This window comes from Ruegeria sp. CI1, assembly GCF_056536925.1.
Genome location: NZ_JBQFQP010000011.1, coordinates 93,404 through 118,624, shown reverse-complemented (window position 1 = coordinate 118,624; position 25,221 = coordinate 93,404). Strand labels below are relative to the sequence as shown.

Annotated in this window: 22 protein-coding genes and 2 pseudogenes; 18 read left to right on the top strand and 6 right to left on the bottom strand. The window is 57.9% G+C overall.

Going from position 1 to position 25,221, the window contains the following annotated elements; genetic code table 11:
- Nucleotide 1 precedes the first annotated feature (1 nt).
- The 8 genes from ACR0LZ_RS14485 (at nucleotide 2) to ACR0LZ_RS14450 (ending at nucleotide 11,519) form a co-directional block, all read left to right on the top strand.
- Nucleotides 2–946: a site-specific tyrosine recombinase XerD gene (locus tag ACR0LZ_RS14485; RefSeq protein ID WP_480750546.1), complete on the top strand. Its 945-nt coding sequence runs from the start codon at nucleotides 2–4 to the stop codon at nucleotides 944–946.
- Nucleotides 947–1,008: 62 nt separating this feature from the next.
- On the top strand, nucleotides 1,009–2,316 hold the full coding sequence (locus tag ACR0LZ_RS14480; RefSeq protein ID WP_480750545.1) for an HlyC/CorC family transporter: 1,308 nt from the start codon (nucleotides 1,009–1,011) through the stop codon (nucleotides 2,314–2,316).
- Nucleotides 2,313–3,944 carry an MFS transporter gene (locus ACR0LZ_RS14475; protein ID WP_480750544.1) on the top strand — a complete coding sequence of 544 codons (1,632 nt, stop codon included), beginning with the start codon at nucleotides 2,313–2,315 and terminating at the stop codon, nucleotides 3,942–3,944. Before ACR0LZ_RS14480 ends, ACR0LZ_RS14475 begins: the two co-directional genes overlap by 4 nt.
- Nucleotides 3,945–4,027: 83 nt before the next feature.
- Nucleotides 4,028–6,445: a GcvT family protein gene (locus tag ACR0LZ_RS14470; RefSeq protein ID WP_480750543.1), complete on the top strand. Its 2,418-nt coding sequence runs from the start codon at nucleotides 4,028–4,030 to the stop codon at nucleotides 6,443–6,445.
- 31 nt (nucleotides 6,446–6,476) lie between these two features.
- Nucleotides 6,477–7,085, top strand: a complete 609-nt coding sequence (locus ACR0LZ_RS14465; protein ID WP_480750542.1) for a nucleotidyltransferase family protein — start codon at nucleotides 6,477–6,479, stop codon at nucleotides 7,083–7,085.
- A gap of 766 nt (nucleotides 7,086–7,851) precedes the next feature.
- Nucleotides 7,852–9,285: a Do family serine endopeptidase gene (locus ACR0LZ_RS14460; protein WP_480750541.1), complete on the top strand. Its 1,434-nt coding sequence runs from the start codon at nucleotides 7,852–7,854 to the stop codon at nucleotides 9,283–9,285.
- A gap of 163 nt (nucleotides 9,286–9,448) precedes the next feature.
- The gene (locus ACR0LZ_RS14455) at nucleotides 9,449–10,129 is read left to right on the top strand and encodes a response regulator transcription factor (RefSeq protein WP_480750540.1); all 681 of its coding nucleotides are present in this window, start codon (nucleotides 9,449–9,451) and stop codon (nucleotides 10,127–10,129) included.
- Entirely contained in the window at nucleotides 10,122–11,519 is a 1,398-nt protein-coding gene (locus tag ACR0LZ_RS14450; protein WP_480750539.1) for an ATP-binding protein, read from the top strand. The genes ACR0LZ_RS14455 and ACR0LZ_RS14450 overlap by 8 nt, the downstream gene beginning before the upstream one ends.
- Here the strand turns inward: ACR0LZ_RS14450 and ACR0LZ_RS14445 are convergent.
- Nucleotides 11,458–12,225 (bottom strand): creatininase family protein, encoded by a 768-nt coding sequence (locus tag ACR0LZ_RS14445; protein ID WP_480750538.1) that lies wholly within the window; start codon nucleotides 12,223–12,225, stop codon nucleotides 11,458–11,460. The genes ACR0LZ_RS14450 and ACR0LZ_RS14445 overlap by 62 nt on opposite strands.
- Before the next feature lie 53 nt (nucleotides 12,226–12,278).
- On the opposite strand from ACR0LZ_RS14445, the gene ACR0LZ_RS14440 reads away from it, so the two are divergent.
- Nucleotides 12,279–12,887 carry a helix-turn-helix domain-containing protein gene (locus ACR0LZ_RS14440; protein ID WP_480750537.1) on the top strand — a complete coding sequence of 203 codons (609 nt, stop codon included), beginning with the start codon at nucleotides 12,279–12,281 and terminating at the stop codon, nucleotides 12,885–12,887.
- Nucleotides 12,888–12,946: 59 nt separating this feature from the next.
- Here ACR0LZ_RS14440 and ACR0LZ_RS14435 read toward each other — a convergent pair whose 3' ends face one another.
- Nucleotides 12,947–13,717, bottom strand: a complete 771-nt coding sequence (locus ACR0LZ_RS14435) for a transporter substrate-binding domain-containing protein (RefSeq protein ID WP_480750536.1) — start codon at nucleotides 13,715–13,717, stop codon at nucleotides 12,947–12,949.
- 128 nt (nucleotides 13,718–13,845) lie between these two features.
- Between ACR0LZ_RS14435 and ACR0LZ_RS14430 the strand changes: the two genes are divergently transcribed.
- The 3 genes from ACR0LZ_RS14430 to ACR0LZ_RS14420 are packed head-to-tail and all read left to right on the top strand — an operon-like array spanning nucleotide 13,846 to nucleotide 15,717.
- Nucleotides 13,846–14,586 (top strand): amino acid ABC transporter ATP-binding protein, encoded by a 741-nt coding sequence (locus tag ACR0LZ_RS14430; RefSeq protein WP_480750535.1) that lies wholly within the window; start codon nucleotides 13,846–13,848, stop codon nucleotides 14,584–14,586.
- A gap of 14 nt (nucleotides 14,587–14,600) precedes the next feature.
- Nucleotides 14,601–15,362, top strand: coding sequence for an amino acid ABC transporter permease (locus tag ACR0LZ_RS14425; RefSeq protein ID WP_480750534.1), 762 nt, complete (start codon nucleotides 14,601–14,603; stop codon nucleotides 15,360–15,362).
- A 10-nt stretch (nucleotides 15,363–15,372) separates the two neighbouring features.
- Nucleotides 15,373–15,717: a carboxymuconolactone decarboxylase family protein gene (locus ACR0LZ_RS14420; protein WP_480750533.1), complete on the top strand. Its 345-nt coding sequence runs from the start codon at nucleotides 15,373–15,375 to the stop codon at nucleotides 15,715–15,717.
- A 9-nt stretch (nucleotides 15,718–15,726) separates the two neighbouring features.
- Here the strand turns inward: ACR0LZ_RS14420 and ACR0LZ_RS14415 are convergent, their stop codons facing one another.
- The gene (locus tag ACR0LZ_RS14415) at nucleotides 15,727–16,833 is read right to left on the bottom strand and encodes a hypothetical protein (protein ID WP_480750532.1); all 1,107 of its coding nucleotides are present in this window, start codon (nucleotides 16,831–16,833) and stop codon (nucleotides 15,727–15,729) included.
- Nucleotides 16,834–16,981: 148 nt separating this feature from the next.
- Between ACR0LZ_RS14415 and ACR0LZ_RS14410 the strand changes: the two genes are divergently transcribed.
- Nucleotides 16,982–17,563 (top strand): carboxymuconolactone decarboxylase family protein, encoded by a 582-nt coding sequence (locus ACR0LZ_RS14410; protein WP_480750531.1) that lies wholly within the window; start codon nucleotides 16,982–16,984, stop codon nucleotides 17,561–17,563.
- A 4-nt stretch (nucleotides 17,564–17,567) separates the two neighbouring features.
- Here the strand turns inward: ACR0LZ_RS14410 and ACR0LZ_RS14405 are convergent, their stop codons facing one another.
- The gene (locus tag ACR0LZ_RS14405) at nucleotides 17,568–18,794 is read right to left on the bottom strand and encodes a cytochrome P450 (protein ID WP_480750530.1); all 1,227 of its coding nucleotides are present in this window, start codon (nucleotides 18,792–18,794) and stop codon (nucleotides 17,568–17,570) included.
- A gap of 121 nt (nucleotides 18,795–18,915) precedes the next feature.
- On the opposite strand from ACR0LZ_RS14405, the pseudogene ACR0LZ_RS14400 reads away from it, so the two are divergent.
- Nucleotides 18,916–19,257: pseudogene (locus ACR0LZ_RS14400) on the top strand (TfoX/Sxy family protein); the annotation flags it as partial.
- 74 nt (nucleotides 19,258–19,331) lie between these two features.
- On the opposite strand, the gene ndk reads toward ACR0LZ_RS14400, so the two are convergent.
- Together ndk and ACR0LZ_RS14390 are read right to left on the bottom strand one after the other, a co-directional pair.
- Complete coding sequence (gene ndk, locus ACR0LZ_RS14395) at nucleotides 19,332–19,754, bottom strand: nucleoside-diphosphate kinase (RefSeq protein ID WP_068334875.1); 423 nt, start codon at nucleotides 19,752–19,754, stop codon at nucleotides 19,332–19,334.
- Between the two features lie 276 nt (nucleotides 19,755–20,030).
- A pseudogene (locus tag ACR0LZ_RS14390) lies at nucleotides 20,031–21,446 on the bottom strand (multidrug effflux MFS transporter).
- A gap of 106 nt (nucleotides 21,447–21,552) precedes the next feature.
- On the opposite strand from ACR0LZ_RS14390, the gene ACR0LZ_RS14385 reads away from it, so the two are divergent.
- Genes ACR0LZ_RS14385 through ACR0LZ_RS14370 form a run of 4 tightly spaced genes read left to right on the top strand, consistent with a single transcriptional unit; the run spans nucleotide 21,553 to nucleotide 25,034 of the window.
- Nucleotides 21,553–23,409 carry an ABC-F family ATP-binding cassette domain-containing protein gene (locus ACR0LZ_RS14385; RefSeq protein WP_480750529.1) on the top strand — a complete coding sequence of 619 codons (1,857 nt, stop codon included), beginning with the start codon at nucleotides 21,553–21,555 and terminating at the stop codon, nucleotides 23,407–23,409.
- Entirely contained in the window at nucleotides 23,406–23,798 is a 393-nt protein-coding gene (locus ACR0LZ_RS14380) for an ACT domain-containing protein (protein ID WP_480750528.1), read from the top strand. Before ACR0LZ_RS14385 ends, ACR0LZ_RS14380 begins: the two co-directional genes overlap by 4 nt.
- The gene (locus ACR0LZ_RS14375) at nucleotides 23,795–24,415 is read left to right on the top strand and encodes a MarC family protein (protein WP_480750527.1); all 621 of its coding nucleotides are present in this window, start codon (nucleotides 23,795–23,797) and stop codon (nucleotides 24,413–24,415) included. The genes ACR0LZ_RS14380 and ACR0LZ_RS14375 overlap by 4 nt, the downstream gene beginning before the upstream one ends.
- A gap of 37 nt (nucleotides 24,416–24,452) precedes the next feature.
- Entirely contained in the window at nucleotides 24,453–25,034 is a 582-nt protein-coding gene (locus tag ACR0LZ_RS14370; protein WP_480750526.1) for a retropepsin-like aspartic protease family protein, read from the top strand.
- Nucleotides 25,035–25,221 lie beyond the last annotated feature (187 nt).

The following is a 25,221-nucleotide window of genomic DNA, read 5'->3' as shown; positions in this document are numbered from 1 at the left end:
CATGGCGGGGCCAAGCACGTCAGAGCTTTGGATTTCAACCTTCCTCGAAGCCCAGGCTGCGGAACTGGGTGCTGCCACCAATACGCTGCTTGCCTATGGCCGTGACCTCATGGATTTCGCCGGATGGCTTGATCAACAAAACTCCAGCTTTGACGAGGCCGACCGAAACCAGGTCGAGGCCTATCTGATTGATTGTGACGCACAAGGAATGGCCCGGTCGACGCGCGCACGCCGCCTGTCGGCAATCAAGCAGCTTTATCGTTTTGCGTTCGAGGAAGGATGGCGCGAAACAAATCCAGCCATCCAGATCCGAGGACCGGGCCGCCAGAAGCGTCTTCCCAAGACCCTTGAAGTGACCGAGGTGGACCGTCTGCTTGGTGCTGCGCGCTGCAGCGGACGCTCGATCACAGACCGTCTGCGCAATACCTGCCTGATGGAACTGCTCTATGCCACCGGTATGCGGGTGAGCGAACTGGTGTCACTGCCAGTGTCCTCGGCACGGGGCGACCCGCGCATGTTACTGATCCTCGGCAAAGGTGGAAAGGAACGGATGGTGCCACTTTCCCCGCCTGCCCGCGATGCAATGGCAAGTTGGCTGACTGAGCGTGACACTGTCGAAGGCGAAAAAACCTCGAACGGCTGCAAACCTTCAAAGTATCTGTTTCCATCGCGCGGCAAGTCCGGTCACCTGACACGGCATCGTTTCTATCTGCTGATCAAGGAATTCGCGGTTGCCGGAGGGGTGCCGCCGAACAAGGTGACGCCGCATACCTTGCGCCACGCATTCGCCACGCATCTTCTGGCCAACGGCGCCGACTTGCGATCGATTCAGACATTGCTCGGTCATGCCGACGTGGCCACAACAGAAATATATACCCATGTTCTGGATGAACGACTCAAGGAACTAGTGCTGGAGCATCATCCTTTGGCCAGGAACAAAGGCTAACCCCTTGATCGGGAACGGCACCGGCCCCATAACGGTTGCAACACCAAGGAAACGAAGGACCGATGGACGCGACCACTTCCGCTTTTGACGGCGCATTCTGGATAACCACTTGCGCCATCCTGTTTTTGCTCGTGCTTTCGGGCTTTTTCTCGGGGTCGGAAACTGCATTGACGGCCTCGTCGCGCGGTAAATTGCGGGCGCAGGCCGACAAGGGCTCTCGTGGTGCGCAAAAAGCTCTGGACATCACCGAAGACAACGAACGCCTCATCGGATCAGTCTTACTGGGCAACAACCTAGTCAACATCCTGTCTGCCTCGTTGGCGACGGCCCTGTTCACAAGGGCATTTGGCGAAAGCGGCGTGGCGCTGGCGACTCTGGTTATGACGGTGCTGGTTCTGGTCTTTGCCGAAGTGCTGCCCAAGACCTACGCTATCACCAATGCCGAAAAAGCTGCCGCATGGGTGGCACCCGCAATTAGTGTGATCGTGACGCTTTTTGCCCCGGTAGTGGCCGCCGTCCGCCTGTTGGTGCGCGGCGTGCTGCGCCTGTTCGGCGTTCAGATCGACCCCGACAGCCACATCCTGGCGGTGCGCGAGGAAATTGCCGGTGCGTTGCAATTGGGCCATTCCGAGGGGGTCGTCGAAAAGGAAGACCGCGACCGCATTCTTGGTGCGCTTGATCTCGGCGATCGCACTGTCGAAGAGATCATGTTGCACCGTTCCAACATCCAGATGATCGACGCCGATGCCGGACCCGAAGCGATTTTGGAGCAATGCTTGCAAAGCCCGCATACGCGGCTTCCGGTCTATCGTGGCGACCTTGAAAACATCATCGGCGTCGTGCACGCCAAGGATCTGTTCCGTGCCATGTACGCCCAAGTCGGTGGGACCGAGGGCGACGCCGAACGGCTCAAGTCCTTTGACATTACCAAGGTCGCCAATGCCCCCTATTTCGTTCCCGAAACTACTACGCTTGACGACCAAATGCGGGAATTTCTGCGCATACACAGCCATTTCGCACTGGTGGTGGACGAATACGGCTCACTGCGCGGTCTGATTACTCTAGAAGACATCCTCGAAGAGATCGTGGGCGAAATCACTGATGAATTCGATCTGGATGAGGATCTGGCGGTCACCCGCACCGACGATGGCCAGTTCCTTGTCGAAGCTTCGATGACCATCCGCGACCTCAACCGCGCCATGGACTGGGCGTTGCCCGATGAGGAAGCCAACACCATCGCGGGCCTTGTCATCCACGAGGCCCAGATGATCCCGACGGTGGGACAGGTCTTCGCCTTCCACGGGTTCCGCTTCGAGGTGACCGCACGAGAAGGCAATCGCATTACCGGTCTAAAGATCCGGCGACTATGACTGCCGTTGCGCGTCTTGCAGTGTGGTTCGACGCGGTTGTTCTTGACTTGGGCCGCCAGTTTCGCTGGTCCTTCCTACCCCCGCTGATGATCTATTTCGGAGCCGGGGCGCAGGGGCTGACAGCGATCGTAGGCACCTTCTTCATCAAGGAATATCTCGATGTCTCAGCAGCATTCATTGCGGGTCTAGCCTTCTGGGCCGGTCTGCCGTGGGCGTTGAAGATGCCACTGGGTCATCTGGTCGATCTGATTTGGCGTTGGAAGACCTTCCTCATCTACGTCGGCGCGACCCTGATTGCAGCCAGTTTCCTGATCATGTTCGGATTGGCCACGCGGCTTGCCTGGATGCCCGAAATCATGTCGGTCACCGCCTGGTATGTGCTGTCGGTCATCCTTGCCCCCTGCGGTTATGTGGTTCAGGACGCGGTGGCCGACGCCATGTCGGTCGAAGCCGTGCCGCGCACCGATGCCGACGGGAACCGATTGAACGAAGACACCGAACGCGCCCTGCATACCACGATGCAGACGCTGGGCCGGTTTGCCCTGATCGGTGGTGCAAGCACTGTGGCCTTGCTGAATATCTGGCTGTTTGCCGGGATTGAAACTTTGCCCGAAGCGGAAAAGGCCACGGTCTATGGCGAGGTTTATCTTCTTGCGCAGCTGATCCCGTGCATTTCGATCTCCGGTGTGCTTCTTGCCACAACCCAAAAACGTCGAGCGATCCGCAAGCTGATCTCGGGTGGCATGGAACTTCATCGGGCCATCGCGCATTTTGATCCCGGTGGCGAACCCGTCAAACTTAACCACTGGTACTTCACCGGAGGTGCAGTTTTCATCGTCATGACCCTCGCGGTCGGTTTGACGGATGTCCCCTATTCGCAGGAAATCGTCTTTGCCGGTTCCATGGGCATCGTGCTGACTCTGATGCGGCAACTCATCCGCAATCTGGAGTTAGCCAAAGCGCGGGCTCTGGTCGGAACTGCCGTTATCGTGTTCGTCTTTCGTGCGGTTCCCCTGAACGGAGCGGGTTCGACCTGGTTTGAAATCGATGTCCTGGGTTTCGACCAGCAGTTCCTGTCGGTCCTCTATCTGATCACTTCCGTTCTGACATTGGTCGGTATGGTGGTTCTCCGCCCTTTAATGGCTTCGAAGACCATCGCTGATATCGTGATTCTGCTCAGCATCGCCGCAGGTATTCTGTCGCTGCCGGGCATCGGGTTGTACTTCGGTGTCCACCACTGGACATCAGCCATGACTGGCGGCGTCGTGGATGCCCGCTTCATCGCCATGGTCAACACCGCCGTCGAATCCCCACTCGGTCAGATCTCGATGATCCCCATGCTGGCATGGATCGCCCGCAATGCCCCACCCGCACTCAAGGCCACCTTCTTTGCGGTGATGGCCTCCTTCACCAATCTGGCGCTTTCCGCCTCCAGTCTCGGCACAAAATACCTCAACCAGATTTTCACCATCACCCGCGAGGTCAAGGACGACGGTGGTCTTGTGACCACCCCGGCAGACTATTCAGAGCTTGGGATGCTGATGATCACGGTGGCTGTCATAACCGTGGCTGCTCCTTTGATAGCGGTCTGGATTGTCCAAATCTCCCCCTTGCGCAGCACCGATTGATGACGGCGACAATTCTGGTCGTATTTTGAAAAGAAGACCCATAACAGCCTTTGCACAGTCGGGCCACAATTAGGGAGTTCCAAATGAAAACCACATGTCAGGTGGCCGTGATTGGCGGCGGTGTCATCGGATGTTCCGTTCTGTATCATCTTACCAAGCTGGGCTGGTCGGATGTGATGCTGCTTGAACGCTCCGAACTGACGTCCGGGTCCACCTGGCACGCAGCCGGCGGGTTTCATACGTTGAACGGTGACACCAACATGGCGGCGCTTCAGGGCTATACGATTCGGTTGTACAAGGAACTGGAAGAGATCACAGGCATGTCCTGCGGGTTGCACCATGTGGGCGGCATCACGCTGGCGGACAATCGCGACCGGTTCGACATGTTGCTGGCCGAGCGCGCCAAACACCGGTTCATGGGGCTTGAAACCGAAATCATCGGACCGGAAGAAATCAGGAAGATTGCCCCTATCGCCAATACCGACGGCATCATCGGCGCGCTCTACGATCCGCTCGACGGTCATCTCGACCCATCCGGCACCACCCATGCCTATGCCAAGGCCGCGCGCATGGGCGGTGCCACCATCGAGACTCATTGCATGGTGCGCGAGACCAATCAGCGTTCGGACGGCACCTGGGACGTGGTCACCGACAAGGGCACCATCCATGCCGAGTATTTGGTCAATGCGGGCGGCCTCTGGGCGCGCGAGGTGGGTGCGATGGCGGGCATCTATTTCCCGCTGCACCCGATGGAGCATCAGTATCTGGTCACCGACACCATCCCCCAGATCGAGGCGATCATCGATGCGGGCGGCGAGCATCCGCATGTTATGGACCCCGCTGGCGAAAGCTATCTTCGGCAAGAGGGGCGCGGGTTGTGCATCGGATTTTACGAACAGCCCTGCAAGCCCTGGGCAGTAGATGGCACCCCGTGGGAGTTCGGGCATGAACTGCTGCCTGACGATTTCGACAAGATCACCGACGCGATCGAATTTGCCTACCGCCGTTTCCCGGTACTCGCCGAGGCCGGCGTGAAATCGGTGATCCACGGCCCATTCACCTTTGCGCCCGACGGCAACCCTTTGGTCGGTCCGGTTCCTGGTGTGCGCAACTACTGGTCGGCTTGCGGTGTCATGGCCGGATTCAGCCAGGGCGGCGGTGTCGGCCTTACACTGGCGCAGTGGATGATAGAGGGCGAGCCCGAGCGCGACGTTATGGCCATGGATGTTGCCCGCTTCGGTGACTGGATCAGCCCGGGCTATACGCGGCCCAAAGTGATCGAGAACTACCAGAAACGCTTCTCGGTCGCCTATCCGAACGAGGAGCTGCCCGCCGCGCGACCCAATCGCACCACTCCGATGTATGACATCTTCAGCGACATGGGCGCGGTCTGGGGGCAGCAATACGGGCTTGAGGTGGTGAATTACTTCGCTCAAGGCGACGAGCCGGGATATGAAACTCCGTCCTTTCGACGCTCGGACGCGTTCGAGGCCACGGGACGCGAGGTGCGAGGCGTGCGCGAGGGCGTAGGCATCAACGAGGTCCACAATTTTGGCAAATACCTGATCAAGGGTGCAGGCGCGCGGACATGGCTGGACCGGATTATGGCGGGCCGCATTCCGCAACCCGGACGCCTGAGTCTGACCCCCATGTTGTCCCCCAAGGGCAAGTTGATCGGCGATTTCACGGTTTCCTGCCTAAGCGACAACGAGTTCCAACTCACTGCCTCCTATGGCAGTCAGGCCTTCCACATGCGCTGGTTCTTACAACATGCACAGAGTGGAGTAACTATCGAGAATATCAGCGACAAACGGAATGGATTCCAGATTGCGGGCCCCAAGGCGCGTGAGGTTTTGACCGCTTGCACCCGGATCGACATTAACGACATGCGTTTCATGGAAGTACGTCGAATGACCGTCGGCATGACCGACTGCATCGTTCAGCGCGTCAGCTATACCGGCGATTTGGGGTACGAGATCTATTGCGATCCGATGGCCCAGCGACAGCTCTGGTGGTCGCTGTGGCAGGCGGGCGAGCCGCTCGGCATGACACCTTTTGGAATGCGCGCGATGATGAGTCTGCGCTTGGACAAGTTCTTTGGCTCATGGATGGCCGAATTTTCCCCTGATTACACCGCCGCAGAAACCGGGCTGGACAGGTTCATCTCGTTCAGAAAAAATGCCGATTTCATCGGTCGCGCGGCCGCCGAGGCGGAACGCAACGCGGGTATTGCGCGAAAACTGGTGGCGTTTGAGGTTGATGCCGACGACGCGGACGTAAATGCTTATGAACCAATCTGGCTGGATGGCGAGGTTGTCGGTTTCTGTACTTCGGGTGGATATTCGCATTACTCCCGAAAATCCATTGCGCAGGGTTTCTTGCCCGTTGACCGCATAACCGAGAGGTTGGAAGTAAAGATCGAAATCCTGGGAGAAATGCGCAAGGCGTGGGTGATCATGACCCCACTGTTTGACGCGGAAGGCGCGCGGATGCGTGGATGACAATCCCCACATACCAGGTAGAATTGGCGGGGTGAACAAGATACCCATCATCCTTCTGGCCGCCGGTCAATCCAGCCGCATGGGCGGCGAAGATAAGCTAATGCGCGAGATCGACGGTTGCCCGCTGTTGCGCCGCAGCGCACAGATTGCGATGACTGCTGGTCCGGTCATCGTCGCGCTCCCCCCCGAACCGCATCCGCGCCATACAGCTTTGCGGGGATTACCGGCGCGGGCGGTTAGTGTTCCCGATGCACATGAAGGAATGAATGCAAGTCTGCGCCGCGCCTTGGCCGCCTTACCTTCAGGCGCGCCCGCAGCAATGGTGCTCCTCGCTGATCTGCCGGATCTGACCAGTAAAAATCTGGAGCAGGTTATGCGCGCGGTTGATGACTATCCCGGCAACCTGATCTGGCGCGGTGCAACACAGACAGGTGAACCCGGTCATCCGGTGATTTTCCACCGCTCACTCTGGCCGGAGCTGAGTTCCCTCACCGGTGACGACGGAGCTTCACCTGTGGTTCGTAGGCATTCTGACCGAGTTCATCTTGTTCCTTTGCCGGGCATCCGAGCCCGCTTTGATCTGGACACCCCCGGCGACTGGTCAGACTGGATGGCCAAGAACACTGGAACAAAAAAGTGACCCGGCCATGTCGACCGGGTCACTTGCCTAAAGAATGATTTCCACTCGTTTTCCCATTTCTGACAACGCCGCAGATTCTGCTTCCGTCACCGCCAACCGACACAAGACCCCCTCGTTAACATTGGCGACGTGCGCTCCCAGTATCAGAACTCCAAACTCCCAAACGCTCTTTGCGTCGACAGTTCCCCTCATCTAGGCAAATTCATGCTTACGCATCAGAGCGCTTCAAACAACGAAAATCTTGCCGCGAACAACATATTTTGAAGCTCCTGAGGCATTGGGAACTCCCCATTTTCCCTAATCTTTTCCACCATTGATTGAACTCTCACAATACTCTGCACAAAAATGGATACAAATTCCTGAATAAAAAAATGTGTTTTGTAAGTGTCGCCAATGATATCGGTACAAAAGTCTTGAACTTCGCAGCAATGCCCTTCAACCTCTAATAGAACGTTACTTCTTCATCCCGTTTGCTTGGCTTGAATATTCTCAGCACCTTCAATCCACAAAATGCTTGGCATTATCCTGCCGATCGTGAACAATGACACAATTTTGACACAATGTGATTGTCGGAAATGGTTAGCTGATTCGTTATCCGAGCAATATTGGCGCATTCGCGGACGGAAGCACCTGCAATACAGGTGCCTTGTACGCTCTCCGAAACCATGAACAAATCTTAATTCAGGGGAAATGAACGCCTCAGTTTGCCATGCCATTCCTTTGTTCAAGCCCGGTGACAAACCGGGTCCGATCACAGGAGACCTCTATGAGCATTCGAAAAACACCCCGCCTTATCCCATCGAACTTCCACTGGCTCGGAGCATCGGCACTGGGAGCCACCCTCATGGCCACCACAGCCCTCCCTGCCATGGCGGACGAAAACCTGGCCAACCTGATCGAAGAGGTGTCACCCTCTGTCGTAACAATTCTGGCCGAGCAGGAAGCCAAACCTTCACCTGCCGGCATCGATAACTCTGATCTCAAGGGCCATCCATTTGGCGAATTCTTCCGCCAGTTCGGCATGCCCGAACAGTTCAAAACGCCTCGGCAAGGCCCACAACAAGGCCTTGGATCAGGGTTTGTTCTGGACAAAGACGGATATATCATCACCAACAACCACGTTGTCGAAGGGGCCGACACTGTCACCGTGCGCCTGAGCGACCAACGTTCATTCGAGGCCGAAGTCATAGGAACCGACCCCCTGACCGACATCGCTCTGCTGAAGATCGACGCAGGCGAACCACTTTCTGCCGTGACACTGGGCGACAGCAATGCGATCCGTGTCGGCGAAGATGTTGTCGCCATTGGTAATCCGTTCGGGTTGAGTTCCACAGTGACGACCGGCATCGTTTCGGCCAAGGGCCGTAACCTGTCAGAAGGCCCTTATGCGGAGTTTATCCAAACTGACGCGGCCATTAACAAAGGCAATTCCGGCGGCCCTCTCTTCAACATGGAGGGTGAAGTTGTTGGCGTGAATTCGGCCATATATTCACCTACGGGTGGTTCCGTCGGGCTTGGTTTTGCGGTGACCTCGAACATCGTCGGGGACATTGCAGCCGATCTCATGGACGACGGTGAAGTCGATCGCGGCTGGTTGGGCGTGTCGATCCAGAATGTCAGCCCGGATATCGCCGCCGCAATGGGCTTGGATGAAGCGACCGGCGCGCTTGTTTCGGACGTCACCGCCAAAAGCCCCGCGGATGGATCGCTGGAACCCGGAGACGTTATCCTGTCTTATGACGGACAAGCCGTGTCCTCAAGCAGCGACCTGCCGCGTCTGGTTGGTGCTTCCGAGATTGGCGAGAACAGCAGGATCGGGATTCTGCGAGGAGGCAAAAAACTAGAGATTACTGTCAGGATCGGCACGCATGAAATGGCTTCTGCAGACATGCAGCAAACCGAAGACACGATCTCTGAAACCGCACTGGGCGTGTCCGTGACGCCACTGACCGAAACCGCTCGGACCGAAATCGGCATCAGCGAGGACGTGAACGGCGTCGTCGTTCTATCGCTGGTGCCCAACAGCCCTGCCGCCAAAGCCGGGCTGCAACGCGGTGACGTCATCGTCAAACTTGGCAGCCAAAAAACCGATACACCCCAAGCGCTGAAGGGCGCACTGAAAAGCGAAAAGACCGATCCTGCCCTGATGCTGATCAATCGCAAGGGCAACCAGATCTTCGTCGCGATCAAAATCGCCTGACCGAAGCCCACGCGCGCGTGGCCACCGGGGAGTTCCTGCGCGCGCATCCACCGGCGGTTCCGGATTGTCCCCCAGCCGCCGGTCCGCCGGGCGCGGGTGACCGCGTCCGGCGCGTGCATTTCCGAAAATCGGGATGTATACCAAAGAAAAAGGAATTCAGAGCATGAGCCGACGCATTCTTATCGTCGAAGATGATCCCGATACCCGCGATTTCATTGCCAAGGGGTTTTCCGAAGAAGGCTTCACCATCGAAATCGCAGCAGATGGGCGCGAAGGTCTCTATCACGCCACCGACGGCGGCTTTGATGCGATCATTCTCGATCGGATGTTACCAGGTCTGGACGGGCTGTCGCTGATCAAATCCGTCCGCGCAGCGGGTCTTAAAACACCGGTACTGATGCTCACGGCCATGAGCGCGGTCGATGAGCGCGTCAAGGGCCTGCGCTCCGGAGCCGACGACTATCTGGTCAAACCCTTCTCGTTTCAGGAATTGCACGCCCGGATCGAAGCGTTGCTGCGCCGGCCGCAGGATACCGAGGAAAACTCGACTCTCAGCTGCCGCGACCTGGAAATGGATCTTCTGACCCGCCGCGTCACCCGATCGGGCCGCGACATCACCCTGACGCCGCGCGAATTCCAGATCCTTGAGTTTTTCCTGCGCCGCAAGAACCGGGTAGTTTCGCGAACCATGCTACTCGAAGGTGTCTGGGACTATCACTTTGACCCCAACACAAACGTCGTCGATGTGCACATATCCAAACTACGCAGGCAGCTCGACGAAGGCGGTGCGCTTCCCATGATCGAAACCGTGCGCGGTGCCGGATACATGGTTTCCGATGGCTAAGCCTTTAGTTCTGCTCAGGAACTCTCGGGCACGGTTGATGCTGGCCAGCATGTTGCTCAGCACGCTACTGACCGCAGCCGTGCTAGCCTTGGTCTATGTGACAGCCAACCGAACCATCGCCAGCGAGACCCGCTCAGTCGTAACTGCCGAACTGACAGGCCTGTCCGACGAATTCGAGCGGCTGGGCATGATTGGCCTCATAACCACCATCAACCGTCGCCTCGTCAATGCAGCCGAGCGGGACGCCTTGTACCTGTTAACCGATGCAAGCGGCAAGGTGTTGGCGGGAAACATGCGCACCTGGCCGCCGGGGATCGAACCGGGCAGTGGCTGGGTCGAACTCGATCTCATCCGAGCTGAATCCCGCGAAACTGTCCCGATTTCTGCCGCCTCGATCCGCCTGCCCGGTGGCGACCGCCTGTTGGTTGGGCGCGATGCCTCGGCCCGACAACAGTTTGACCGCGTATTGCTGCGCTCGTTCATACTGGCGCTGACCGCAGCGTTTGCGCTAAGCCTTCTCACCGGCTGGTTGCTGACGCGTCTGGTATTTTCGCGCCTCAAGGACATCGCCCGAACCGCCGACAACATCGTGTCCGGCGACCTTACCCGTCGCATTCCGCTGCGCGGGACGGGCGATGAATTCGACCAGATGGCCGGAACACTGAACGAAATGCTGGATCGGATCGAAGAACTGATCAGCAACCTGCGCACCACCTCGAATTCCATCGCCCATGACCTGCGCTCCCCGCTGTCGCGCCTGCGTCAGCGAGTCGAAGGTTTGTCTGATCCCGACCGTTCGACGCTGGACCGGGAAACCGACGCGATCCGAGCGCTGTCTGAGGTCGATCACCTGCTGAGGGTCTTTGCGCAACTCACCGAAATCTCGCGTGCCGAGGCCGGGCTGGGCCGGGATCAGTTCGAAGAACTGGACCTGAAACAACTGGCGCAAGACGTTCTGGAACTCTACGAGCCCCTTGCCGCAGATCAGGATATTTCATTTGCCACTTCGGGCGATACAACGCGATTTCAAGGCCACCGCCCCTTACTGTCGCAAGCCCTCTCAAACCTTGTGGAAAATGCTCTGCGCTACGCTCCAAAGGGGTCCACAATCAAGGTTGTAGTGGGACTGGCAGACGATCAGCCTTTTCTCAGCGTCGCGGATCAGGGGCCGGGCGTTCCCGAAACGGATATTTCCCGACTGGCGCAGCCCTTCGTGACACTTGATCCAGCGCGCAGCGAAGGCAATTCGGGGCTGGGACTGGCACTGGTTGCAGCGATTGCCCGCATGCATGGAGGAACGTTTTTGGCGGAAAACGCAGCTCCCGGCTTCAGGACCATCCTGACGCTGGCACCCCCGAGGCTTTCGGGTCCGACTGGCAAAACGCCCTGAACCGTTCTGCAACCCCATGAGCTGCCAGTTCCAAAAGCCGTGCTCCGTCTTTGGGAGTGGCCAAAGCCGAATGCGAACCCACACGGCCATCCGGGAACATCGCGCGATGTTCATCTGGCGGTCCGTGGCGGTCACCGGCATGCGCTGCAATATACTCGCGCGACAGCCCAACGGGCGGTTCGGCGGCATCGCCGACCGGCAACACCCCAAGCAAAGCCTGCGTGATTGCGATCTCGGATGGCGTTGCATGCATTCCTTCCCAGTCGCCGTACAGCGATTTGCGCAAGGAATCCGCTTTGGGCGCCTCCCACCAACTCATGATTTCCATTGACCTCATTCGACCTGCGATTCGACGCAGCGGCGTCAGATTGGCTCCATGACCGTTGACCACAAACACGCCCTTGAACCCTTGGCTCAAAAGCCCGCCGATGACTTCACCTGCCAAAGCTTCGAACACTGGCTCCGATACTGAAACCGTTCCCGGAAACGCCGTGTTGAACGGCGCAGGCGTATAGGCAAGCTCAGGCGCGACGATAGTATTGCATAGCTTTGCCACCCGATCAGCCACTGCTTTGGCACAGATCGTATCTGTTCCAATCCGCCCCATTGGGCCGTGCTGCTCAGTAGAACCCACCGGCAACAGCACCCAGCTTCCCTGCCCAATCCGAGCCTCGACGTCGCGCCACGTCATGTCAGTGAGTTGCATTTGCCTGATTCTCCGCTATTTCGGTGATTGATTGATGGTATTAGGTTCGCAGCATGGAAGATTCAGCCCCACAGCCCGCCGTTGGCTCGACACTTGACCAGAAAATCGGCACCGCGGTCAAATACCATCGCTCACTTGCGAGGTTGACACTTGCGGCTTTGTCCGAGCGGGCCAACGTATCGACCGCGATGATTTCAAAGATCGAACGCGGTCAGGTATCTGCTTCCCTCTCCACGCTAGAAGCCTTGGCAACTGCCATAGATGTGCCGCTGATCAACTTCTTTGCAGAAACAGTCGAACGGACGGACGTCTCCTTTGTTCGCGCAGGCGAGGGCATCGATATGCAACGCTTGGACCGTGACTTTGGCCACACATACAAGCTAATTGGCCGGGCAGACGACGGACACGTCAGCTTTGAATGCTTCGACATCACACTCGAGCAACCTCTGGCAATGCGACCCATCTATCTGCATCAGGGCATCGAGTTTATGCATGTCTTGGAGGGCGAAGTGATCTTTCGCTGCGGCGAGCAAAACTATCACATGCACCCCGGCGACAGCCTGTCCTTCGAGGGAAAAAGTGCGCATCAAACGGATGGCCTTCCCACAGGCAGGGTCAGGTTCATTGCAATCATCGCCAAGGCGGGAACAAACGATCTCTGAAATGCCATGAGGCCGCGCATAGCTGCGCGACCTCGCGATTGCTCCAACTCCGAGAACTCTCAAAGCCCCCATTTCGCGCTGGTGGCGTCAAAGAAACCCTGCGCCTGCTTTACCTTGACCCAGTTGTTCATGTAGTTGATCCAGACCTGATCGTCCTGCGGCAACAGCATCGCAATAGGCGATGGAGATCTGGCTTCGGCACCAGTCACGCGCACGACAGGAAATTTTTCCTCCAGAGTCGCTCCTTCGATGTTTGAGGTAATGAACACGTCGGCCCGCCCAGCAATCACCTCCTGAAACCCTCGCGCAGGCGCTTCGACAACCTTGATCTCGGCATTCGGGAACCATTCGCGGGCGTTCTTTTCAAAGGTCGTGCCCAGTGTCGTGGCCACTGTCACACCCGGTTGGTTGATGGAATCATAGCCATCGAACCGATCGGCCTTGTCTTTGGTGGTATAGGGATAAAGCTCAACCGAAATGTAACTTTCCGAGAACCCTGCCACCTTCATCCTCGGAGGCGAAATCGAAGCCGAACCGGTGATGTGGTATTTGCCCGCGACAACCCCGTTGACCAGCGTTTTCCAATCGGTCGGCACATATTCGACCTCAACACCGAGATCGTTGGCAAGTTCGGTCATCACGTCGATATCGAACCCCTTGTAACTGTTGGTCGCCGGGTCGCGCAGCGTCATCGGATTCCAGTCACCCGTCGTTCCGACTTTGAGGACGCCGCCATCGAGAATTTCGTTGAGTGCTGACTGCGCCTGGGCGGCTCCGGCAAACGCCAGCCCCATCATCGCAATCGCGGCTGCCTTGAACACCTGTTTCATCTTGGTCTCCCGTTGGTGGCTATGTGTTCTGTTTATGATAACCTGATTGTCGCTTGATTTAAGGCAAAGATAACTCTTATTCTCAAGAAAAAAATTTCCTTTCAGGAAATGCTCCAAGGGAGAAGACTGTGCCGGAAACCGCAATCGAGCTTATTGGCGTCAACAAATGGTATGGCACGTTTCACGTCCTGCGAAATATCGACCTTTCGGTGAAGGCTGGTCACAAAGTGGTGATCTGCGGCCCTTCTGGGTCGGGCAAGAGCACTGTCGTCAGATGTATCAATCGTTTAGAAGAGCACCAGAAAGGCACCATCCGCGTCGATGGAATCGAGCTGACCAACGATCCCAAATCCGTGGCCGCGATCCGGTCAGAAGTCGGCATGGTATTTCAACAATTTAACCTGTTCCCACATCTGACTGTTCTTGAGAACCTCACTCTTGGCCCCATTAAGGCGCGTGGGCTGAGCCGGAAAGAGGCCGAAGAGCGTGCCCGCCATTATCTTGAACGCGTGCACATTCCCGATCAGGCGCTCAAAAAGCCCAACCAGCTTTCGGGTGGACAACAACAACGCGTGGCAATCGCCCGTTCCCTGTGCATGGGCCCCAAGGTGCTATTGTTTGACGAACCCACCTCAGCACTCGACCCCGAGATGATTTCCGAGGTGCTCGACGTGATGGAACAGCTTGCGGGTGAGGGCATGACGATGGTCGTGGTCACTCATGAGATGGGATTTGCCCGCCGCGTCGCCGACAACATGGTGTTCATGGATGCCGGCGAAATCGTCGAACAAGGCCCGCCCGAGGATTTCTTTGGCAATCCGCGATCCGAACGCTGCCAAAAGTTCCTCAGCCAGATATTGCAACATTAAGAATGGGCCGCGCTATGAAGAAATACATTGTTATTTTGGCACCCTTCCTGTTGCTTTCCGGATGCTCCAGTTCTTCCACCTGGGGCTGGTACGTGATCGACCCGCGAACCGCATCCGGATGGACCAACGTCAGGTTCCTGATCTCAGGCATGGGCGATACCATCCTGATCTCACTCATTGCCGCGGTGATTTCCATCGTGTTGGGACTGCTGATCGCCCTGCCGGGGCTATCGAACCGATGGCCCGTCCGCATGATCAACCGGATCTATGTCGAGTTCATCCGCTCGATTCCGTTGCTACCGATGCTGTTCTGGGTCTTCTACGGGCTGCCAATCGTATTCCAGTCGATGGGTATGAACATCCCGATCGACCCGTTCTGGGGGGCGATCATCACCCTGGCGATCTCTGACAGTGCTTTCACAGCTGAAATCTACCGTGCAGGCATCCAGTCGATCCCCAAGGGTCAAAGCGAAGCGGCCCAGACCATCGGCCTGAACTATGCCCAGACAATGCGTTATGTGATCCTCCCACAGGCCATCAGGCGCATCCTGCCGCCGCTGGCTAACCAATTCATCTACATCGTCAAGATGAGCGCTTTTGCCAGCGTCATCGGCATGCAGGAACTGACCCGGAGGGCAAACGAACTGGTGGTCACCGAATACCGACCCCTGGAAATCTACACATTGCTAATCTTCGAGTATCTGGTGCTGGTCCTGATCATCAGCGCAGGGGTACGCTGGCTGGAGCGGCGCATGGGATCGGACGAGCGCAGCTGAGGAGACCGAGATGAACTGGAACGAATTCATGGCCGAGATCGAAGGCGATATCGGCACCTATGCCAAGGAAGTGCCGGACACGATGAAGGGGTTCGGCACTATGGGAACCGCTGCCAAGAAAAGCGGCGCTCTGGATGAAAAGACCAAAGAAATCATGGCGCTTGGCATCGCTATTGCCACTCGCTGCGACAGCTGCATCGGCTTTCATGTCCGGTCACTTGTTCGACTTGGCCTAACCCGCGAAGAGATGTGCGAGGCGCTGGCCATGGCAACCTATATGGGCGGCGGGCCGTCGCTGGCCTACTCCGCCAAGGCACTCAAGGCTTACGACACCTTTACGAATTTGTCGGGTTGAGGGGGGAACTCAGGTCCAAAATCCCGAAAGGGCTTCTTCGGGGCTTTGACCGACCTGACGCGACGGGTTGGAAAATAGTTCGGCGATATCGGGATAAAGGTCCAAAATGTCCTTGCCGCCGCGGATTCTGGTCGCGTCCAGACGCCCGTCCTTCCACACTGCCACGCCATCGACCCATATCGTTGGGTCCAGGACGTTCAGCGAGATTTCACCAGGGGCATAAGCGCCGCAGGTGTGAATGTGCAGCAAGCGTGGATTTCCGAATGCCGCACCGCTCCAACGCTCAAAATTCGCAGCAACAGGCCGGTTGTAGCTACAGCCGGGATGCAATCCCGCGTGCCATGAATGAACAAACCATGGATCGATCCCGAATCGCGCCCCGACCCGCTCATAATGCTGACGCGCGGCGCAAACATCCGTTTCCGCGCCCTCCAGCCCGGTTAGTCTCCCCTGATCGATGCAAAACGCCACCGGTGATTCCAACTGGCAGGCATAGGGTTCGTAGAACCGCGACCCCGTGCCAACGAGGAAACCATTCTGCACCACCTTGCCGCTGAAGTTGCCTGCCGGGATCGGCGCGAACACCGACATTGGGAACCGGGTCACGGTTACATCCGCACCGGAGGTGGGATAATTGGCTCCGGCCCCACCAAAATCCGTGCCCAACGGACAAGTCACGCGGATATCATCTGCAACCGCCATCATCGCATTGATGGCATTCTTGAGCGCTACAAACCCATGATAATTTCCCTGACCAAAGCCCGAGCCGAGCATTCCCGCATCCAGGGCATAGCACATGATCGGGTTGATCCCCACCATGTCGGCATTGAACCTGATCTGGTCGCCATATCGAGCCAGAAACAACACCCGGTCCGCCCGCCGCATCCGGTCAATCAGTGCATCGTCCGGCTCGGCCCCGTCGGGGCACAGCGGCACCTGTTCAAGTTCGGCCTCAATGCCCAATTCACGCGCCCGGCGCGAAACTGCATCAAGGATGGCGGTGTCGTAATATTCCTCTTCCCGGTCTTCATGCAGAACCAACAAACGCTTGCCCGCGGAAAGACCTGCACAGGTCCGCAGCAGGTTGTCTGCACCGATCTGAAGATCGCTATCCATCGCTAACCCCAATCCAGAGTTGAATACCCCGACAACATTACTGGGATTGCTCGGCATTCCCATCCCAAAATTTTACCGCCAGTACATTTATTTCCTAAGCATCCAGACTGCAATGTTCTAAGATATCTCAAAAAGCGAGGAATAACAGATGAGCGCATGGATTCGAATGATTGACGATGACGAGGCAACCGGTCGCCTCAAGGACTTGCTGGACAAGTCCCGTACACCACATGGAACGGTCGACACGGTGATGCGGGTGCATTCATTGCGACCTGAAACGATGAACGGTCACGTCACCCTCTATCGATCAGTTCTGCATTCCGACGACAACTCCCTACCATTCTGGTTCCTCGAGGTGGTGGCCTCGTACACCTCGATCCTAAATGACTGCACCTATTCACTGACCCACCATTTCATGAACGTCCGCAACCTCTTGCGCGACCAGCCCCGCAGCGACCGGATATTTCTGGCGCTCAAGGCGCATCGCCCCGAGGACGAGTTTGACGGCAAGGAACTGGCACTGTTGCGCTATGCGGGCAAACTGACTGCCGAAGTCGGTAAGATGGTGAAGTCGGATTTCGAAGCGCTCAAGATTGCGGGTGCGACCGACGAAGAGATTCTCGAAGTCAATCAGGTCTGCGCCTATTTCAACTATTCCAACCGTTTGCTGAACGGGCTTGGCTGCACTACCGACAACGACGTGATCGGTTACTACAAAGGCGACGACTGATGCCCTAACCCATGGCCGCAGGCAGCGAAGCGTAGCCGCGAAACCGGATGCGCCCGCCGCGCACCCGCCCATCCAGCAGGTGAAAGTTCGGATAACGTTGCAGCAACCGGCCAATGGCGATCCGCCCTTCCATCCGGGCCAGTGTCAGCCCGACACAGATATGCGGACCACCAGCAAACGCCAGATGCCTGTTGGGCTTGCGCGCGATGTCGAACCGGGTCGGGTCATCGAATACCGCGGGGTCACGGTTTGCCGCCCCGATACAAAGGTGCAGATTGGTCCCTTTCGGCAGAACCAACCCATCCAGTTCAACTACGGCTGTAGTCTCCCGATTTCCCAACTGGTTGGGCGAGCGGAATCGAAGGATTTCCTCGACTGCCGGAGCAATCAGCTCGGGGTCATCCAACAGGCGCACTTTCTGATCCGGATTGTCATTCAAAAGGGCTAGCCCGTTGCCGATCAAATTAGTGGTGGTCTCATGCCCGGCATTCAGGATAAAGATGCAGTTTTGCAAAAGCTCGATTTCGCTCAGCTTCTCGCCGCCACCCTCACCCCGGATCAGTCGGGTGAGCACGTCGGTTTCCGGATCGCCTGGCTTGGCGCGGCGACGCGCCACCAGGTCTTCGAGATAGCTCTTGAATTCTTCGACTGCCCTATGACCCCGAACCAGTTGATCCTCGGTCAGCGTAGGTTCCAGAGCACCAAGAATGACCAATGACCAGTCGCGCAGCGGCGCACGTTCCCCCATCGGCACGTCGAGCAAGTTGCCGATGATCTGGATCGGTATGGTCGAGGCGAAATCCTCAATCAGATCGACCTGCACCTTGCCTTCCATTGCGCCAAGAAGGTGATCAACCGTCTCGATCAGTCCCGGCTCCATCTTGGCAATTGCGCGCGGTGTCAGTGCCGATGTCATGATCTTGCGCACCCGCGTGTGCAGCGGCGGGTCGGAAAACACCAGCGATGTTGTGTGATGTTCGAACAGAGGAGAGCCGACTCCGAATTTCGGCCCAAACATCGCCTTCTTGTCCGAGGAATACAGAATCGTATCACGATAGATCCGATCCAGATCCGCATGGCGGCTCAGCAACACCGACCCGTCCGGTTGGGGCAATACCGGGGCGTTGGCCAAGAGCGCGTCATAAAAGGGAAACGGATTGTCCACAAACCCCTCGGGCGGATGAGTCAAATCCAATTGCTGTGCTGCCCAAGCAATGTCCAATGCGTTCATGCCGGTCTCCCCTACCGAATTCACACGCGCGTCCCCAAACATTTGGGTATCTCAGGTCGAGACCTCTCACAAGCGGCTTGTCCCCTGATGACACTGCCGCCACTCAACGCTAGTAAGAGCCATGACCGATCCCGTATCCTCGATCCGAAACCTCGGCCCGGCTTATGAACAGGCCTGTGCTCGCGCGGGTATCCATTCGGCGCAAGACCTGCGCGATCTGGGCGCTGACGAGGCCTATACCCGGCTCATCCAGACAGGCACGCGGCCCCATTTCATCGGTTATTACGTTCTGGTCATGGGCCTGCAAGGTCGCCATTGGAACGACTGCAAAGGTGACGAGAAAGCGGCGCTGCGACACCGGTTCGATGCCATCAAGGCGGCCGCAAAACCGAGTTCTGCTTCGAAACTCGTTTCAGAGTTGGACGCAGTTGGTGTGCGCATCTCACCGTCCGATCTGAAGCCAGTCAATCACCTCCAAACAGAAAAGGCCGCGCCCTTTTCAGGACACGGCCCAATTCCTTCCAATCCGGCAGCGGATTAGCCGACCAGTTCGATACCGGAGAAGAAGTAGGCGATTTCGACGGCTGCGGTTTCCGGCGCATCCGACCCGTGGACTGAATTTTCGCCAACCGATTCAGCAAACTCGGCGCGGATGGTGCCCGGCGCTGCGTCTGCGGGGTTGGTGGCACCCATCACTTCGCGGTTCTTTGCAATGGCGCCTTCTCCTTCCAGAACCTGAACAACAACCGGAGCAGATGACATGAATTCGCAAAGTTCGTCATAGAACGGACGCTCGGCGTGCACTTCATAGAACTTGCCGGCCTGTTCCTTAGTCATGTGGATGCGCTTTTGCGCAACGATGCGCAGGCCCGCTTCCTCGAACTTGGCGTTGATCTTGCCAGTGAGGTTGCGTCGGGTTGCGTCGGGTTTGATGATCGAGAACGTGCGTTCCAGTGCCATGGGGGTGCTCCTGTGATGAAAAGCCGGGCATCCGGCCCGGCCTGTTGTGAATTGCCGCCCCGATAACATGGGCTTGGTAAAGGATAAAGGGGGGAATACACAGCTTTGACGCGGTTTCGATTTAAGGGTTTCAATTTCCGACTATTATAGTCAGATATCAAATTGTGAAATAACTAACGATTCTCAAAGAGGAACTAACATGAAACTTGGTCCAATCGCCGCTCTGTGCCTTACCGCTGTTCCCGCCCTTGCGGATAACGATGCACTTCCCTTGACTTACGCCCTGTTTGAAACCGCCGTCGCGCATGCCGACCTTGAACAATGCCCCAAGACACTCGCCAAGGACGGCGTCTTTTGCCGTGCCACCATGCGCCATGACGAAATCCACGTCTTTGCCTTCAGCGAAGAAGGCGACAACCTGCTGGTCGGATTTGAATCCTTCCCGTTCGAAGAACTGGCCGCACATCTGAACTGATCGTTTTCAGCCAGCCTTTTCAGAAATAGGGCAACGGATCGCGCTGGTTCACCCAGCGTACGTACAGCGCCGACAGCAAGCCAAGAAAACTCGACCCGAACATCATCCCTAGAACCGCAAACGGGGTATTTTGAGTCGTGACAACCACACCTGTCACCGTTGTCAGCAAGGCCCCCCAACGCAACAGTCATCGCACCTGACAGGCCCGAAGCACTACACACCAGATGCGACCGCACCGACATAAGCCCGGCATTGGCATTGGCCAGCATCAACCCATTGCCAAAGCCACCAGTACGGCAGCGGCAAAGAACACCCAAACACTCCCTTGCCCGATTACAAATATGAACAACCCCAGTAACGGTCCAGCGCTGGCAATAACCGCCCGACACGATCAGACCTGCCAGATCACTGCGCGCGGCAATCCTGCCGGTGATGAAGTTGCCGGCCATGAAGCCCATGGTGATCACCCCGATCCCTAGTCCAAGCATCGCCGGACTCAAATCAAACCACGCCGCCGCCACCAGCGGCGCACAGGTGATGAAGGCATAAAAACCCCCTACAGAAATCGCTGCGCACAAACTGTAGCCCCAGAACTGGCGGGCTGTGAAAAGCTGTGGATGCTGCCGCATCTGCTGGCCAAACGTGGCCGAGCGCTCGATATTCGTCTCTCCCATGTCAGCCCGCAGCAGCACCAGCATGGCGAACCCAAGGATTGCATACAAAACGAACCCGGCACGCCAGCCGATCACCATCTCCAGCACCCCGCCCAGCATTGGCCCCAGCATCGGCGCAAGCGCCATCGCCACGGAAACATAGCCCAGCTTGCTGGCCGCTTCCCTCGGCGGGAACATATCTCAGATCGCGGCCCCCGACAGCACCTGCCCCGCAATCACCGCCCCTTGCAACAATCGAAATCCCAGAAACACCCAAATTGACTGCGCCATAACGCACCCGACCGAAGCAGCCACGAAGATCACCATCGAAACCAGCAGCACAGGCCGCCGACCATAACGATCAGATAGCGGCCCCATGATCAGTTGCAGAACGGCGGTGGCGATCAGATAACCCGAAATAGACAGGTTCACGACCGCATAATTGGCACTGAAATCGGCGCCGATATGGGCCAGCGACGGTAGGAACGTGTTCAGCGTCAGAACCGCCAGTGTCGTAGCAAGGATCAACGTCAGGATATGCGGTGGGCCGGAAGCAGGACGCATGAACAGAATCCGAAAGGATGCAACCCTTTGCGGGTTGTCACAGCTTGCGTTCCCTGACCATCTCAAGCCGCTGGCAGCGGCTGCACCACTCTGTTAAGAGCGGCCCATGTTGAGGATAGAAAACATCATGTACGCTGTCGAAGGCCGCCCCTTGTTCGAAGGAGCCTGCGCCACTATTCCGACCGGCCACAAGGTTGGCCTGGTGGGCCGCAACGGCACAGGAAAAACCACGCTTTTTCGTCTCATTCAAGGTGAATTGGCACTGGAATCTGGCGCCATCGCCCTGCCCCGCCGCGCCCGCATTGGCGGCGTTGCGCAAGAGGCCCCTGCCTCACACGTCTCGCTGATCAACACGGTTCTCGCCGCTGATGCCGAACGAACGGCCCTGATGAGCGAAGCCGATACCGCGGCCGACCCGACCCGCATCGCCGAGATCCAGACCCGCCTGGCCGACATCGACGCGTGGAGCGCCGAGGCGCGCGCCGCCTCGATCCTCAAGGGTCTGGGCTTCGACGATGAGGAACAGCTCAAACCCTGTTCCGACTTCTCGGGCGGCTGGCGCATGCGCGTGGCCTTGGCGGCGGTGTTGTTCTCGCAACCCGATCTGCTGCTGCTGGACGAACCGACAAACTACCTAGACCTCGAAGGCGCATTGTGGCTGGAAAGCTATCTGGCGAAATACCCCCATACCGTCATCATCATCAGCCACGACCGCGGTCTGTTGAACCGGGCGGTCGGTGCAATCCTGCATCTCGAAGACCGCAAGCTGACGCTTTATCAAGGTCCCTATGACCAGTTCGCCCGTCAGCGTGCCGAAAACCTGGCGCAGGCTAGCGCCATGGCCAAAAAGCAGGAAGCCCGGCGCGCCCACCTGCAATCTTACGTCGATCGCTTCCGCTACAAGGCCGACAAGGCAAAGCAGGCGCAATCACGCCTCAAGGCTTTGGCAAAGATGCAGCCCATCACCTCGCCGCAAGAGGCCGCCCTGCGCGCATTCACTTTTCCCGAACCCGAGGAAATGGCCCCGCCGATTATCCATCTGGAAGGCGGCATGACCGGCTATGGCGAAACGCCCGTGCTGAAACGCCTCAACCTGCGCATCGATCAGGACGACCGCATCGCGCTTCTGGGCAAGAACGGTCAGGGCAAGTCGACACTTTCGAAACTGCTGTCTGACAGGCTACCGCTGATGGCGGGCAGGATGACCCGCAGTTCAAAACTGCGCATCGGCTATTTCGCCCAGCATCAGGTCGACGAGTTGCGTGTCGACGAAACCCCTCTCGACCACCTGCGCCGCCTGCGCCCCGACGAGGCCCCTGCGAAGCACCGTTCGAGACTGGCCGGCTTCGGCCTTGGCGCGGCTCAAGCGGAAACCGAGGTCGGGCGGCTGTCGGGCGGCCAAAAGGCACGTCTGTCGCTGCTGCTCGCCACCATCGACGCGCCACACATGCTGATCCTCGACGAACCCACCAACCACCTCGACATCGAAAGTCGCGAGGCGCTGGTCGAAGCGCTGACCACCTATTCCGGAGCGGTGATTCTCGTCAGCCACGACATGCACTTGCTCAGCCTTGTGGCCGACCGGTTGTGGCTGGTCTCTGACGGCGCCGTGAAATCGTTCGAAGGCGATCTGGAGGCGTATCGCGACCTGTTACTGGCCCGGGACAAGCCTGAAACCAAAGAAACGCCGCAAGCGCCCAAACCCAAACGCCCCTCGCGTGACGTCATCCTTGCCCTACGCGCCGATCTGCGCAAATGCGAAGAACGGATCGAGAAGCTGACCGATATGCACGATAAGCTTTCCACCAAGCTGGCTGATCCTGATCTTTACCAAAGCGACAAGGTGTCCGATCTGGAAACCTGGAATCGCAAATTCGCCGAGGTGAGCGAAGCCATGCAGCGCGCCGAGGCGCTGTGGGTCGCCGCCACCGAGCGGCTCGAGGCGGCTGAGGCCAAGGCATGAGTGACCCCGTCAAGGACGCCACCGCCATGATCTCAGGCATGCAGCCGGTGCTGCGCGACGGCGAGTTCGCCTTTGTTGTTTGGCCCCAAGACATCGAGAGGCCTGCAGGAACCGTGGCCAGCTATTCCGAGGACGAGGGGCTGTCGCTCATCGTGCCCCTTGCCGACGCCCCTGATGCCGCCCTGCCCATGCGCTGCATCACATTGCAGGTGTATTCCGCGCTGGACGGCGTCGGGCTGACCGCTGCCGTCTCCAGCGCGCTGGCGAGGGAAGGCATTCCCGCCAATATGGTCGCGGGCTATCACCACGACCACGTCTATGTGCCGTCGGAACAGGCCCTACAGGCGCTCGACATCCTGACACGCTTGCAGAAGGACGCCAAGGAATGATCGACACAGCCTTTCTTGTCACTGCTTTCACCACACTTTTCGTTGTGATCGACCCACCTGGGCAGACCCCGATCTTCATGGCGCTGACGCAGGGCATGGATGCGGCTACTCGGCGCGGTATCGCCGTCCGCGCCTGTCTGACCGCCGCTGCCATCCTCGCCGTGTTCGCGGCCTTCGGAGAGGCGGTTCTGGGCTTTGTCGGCATCTCCATGCCCGCCTTCCGCGTTGCGGGCGGTGTGCTATTGTTTCTGACCGCACTCGACATGCTGTTCGAACGCCGCACCAAGCGTCGCGAGGACCGCGCCGAGGCCGAGGAACACCATGACCCGTCGGTCTTTCCCTTGGGCATCCCCCTTATTGCCGGTCCCGGTTCGATTGCCACCATGATCTTGCTCGCAGGCCAGCAACCAGGGATCGAAGGGCTGGCCGTGGTCATTGCCGTCATGCTGTCGGTACTTGCTTTCGTCTTTTTGCTTTATCTGTCGTCGGGCACGCTGGGCCGATTGCTCGGCAAGACCGGCCTGAACGTAGTGACCCGCCTTCTGGGCATGTTGCTAGCCGCGCTTTCGGTACAGTTCATTCTCGATGGCCTCAAGGCCTTTGGTTTCGCCGCCTGAGTCCCCATATCTGAGACAGGCAAGAAAGGGGAGCTTCATGGACGGCGACAACATCGCACGCGTGATCTATCTGGTCCTGCTGGGATCGGCGGTGCTGATGTGGTTCATCACCCACAACCGCGAAAACCTCAGCCGCACCATGCAACAGGCCACCGCCTGGGTGTTGATCTTTGTTGGCGTTATTGCCGCCGTGGGCCTGTGGGAAGATGTCCGCACCACCATCAGCCCCGCCCCGCAGATGGTCGTCTCGGACAATGCCATCGAAGTGCCGCGCGCCACTGACGGGCATTACTACCTTCAACTTCTGATCAACGGCAAACCGGTTACCTTCCTTGTCGATACAGGCGCCAGCCAAGTGGTGCTCAGCCACCGCGATGCCGAACGGGTCGGAATTGACCTGGACGGACTGAACTATTTCGGCCGCGCCATGACCGCCAACGGACAGGTTCGCACCGCACCCGTGCGTCTGGACAGTATCGCTCTCGGTCCCTTCTCCGACACCGGCCTTTCGGCATGGGTGAACGAGGGGGACATGGACCAGTCGCTTCTGGGCATGGATTATCTTCAACGCTTTTCGCAGATGAGCTTTGCTAACGGAACGCTTAACCTAAAGCGCTAGTCCGGCAATCCGGCTTTCAACATCGAAGACCGAAACGCCTCGCCCAACGCTTCAATCTTGAACGGAGTCAGCGCCGCAAACTTTCTGGCCGAAAACTGCGGGTTGATAGACAAAACCGCTGCAACGCATTTTGCGACCTCTTTCAAGCCGCCGAAATCCTCATGAATCACCGCCAGCCGGACTTGCG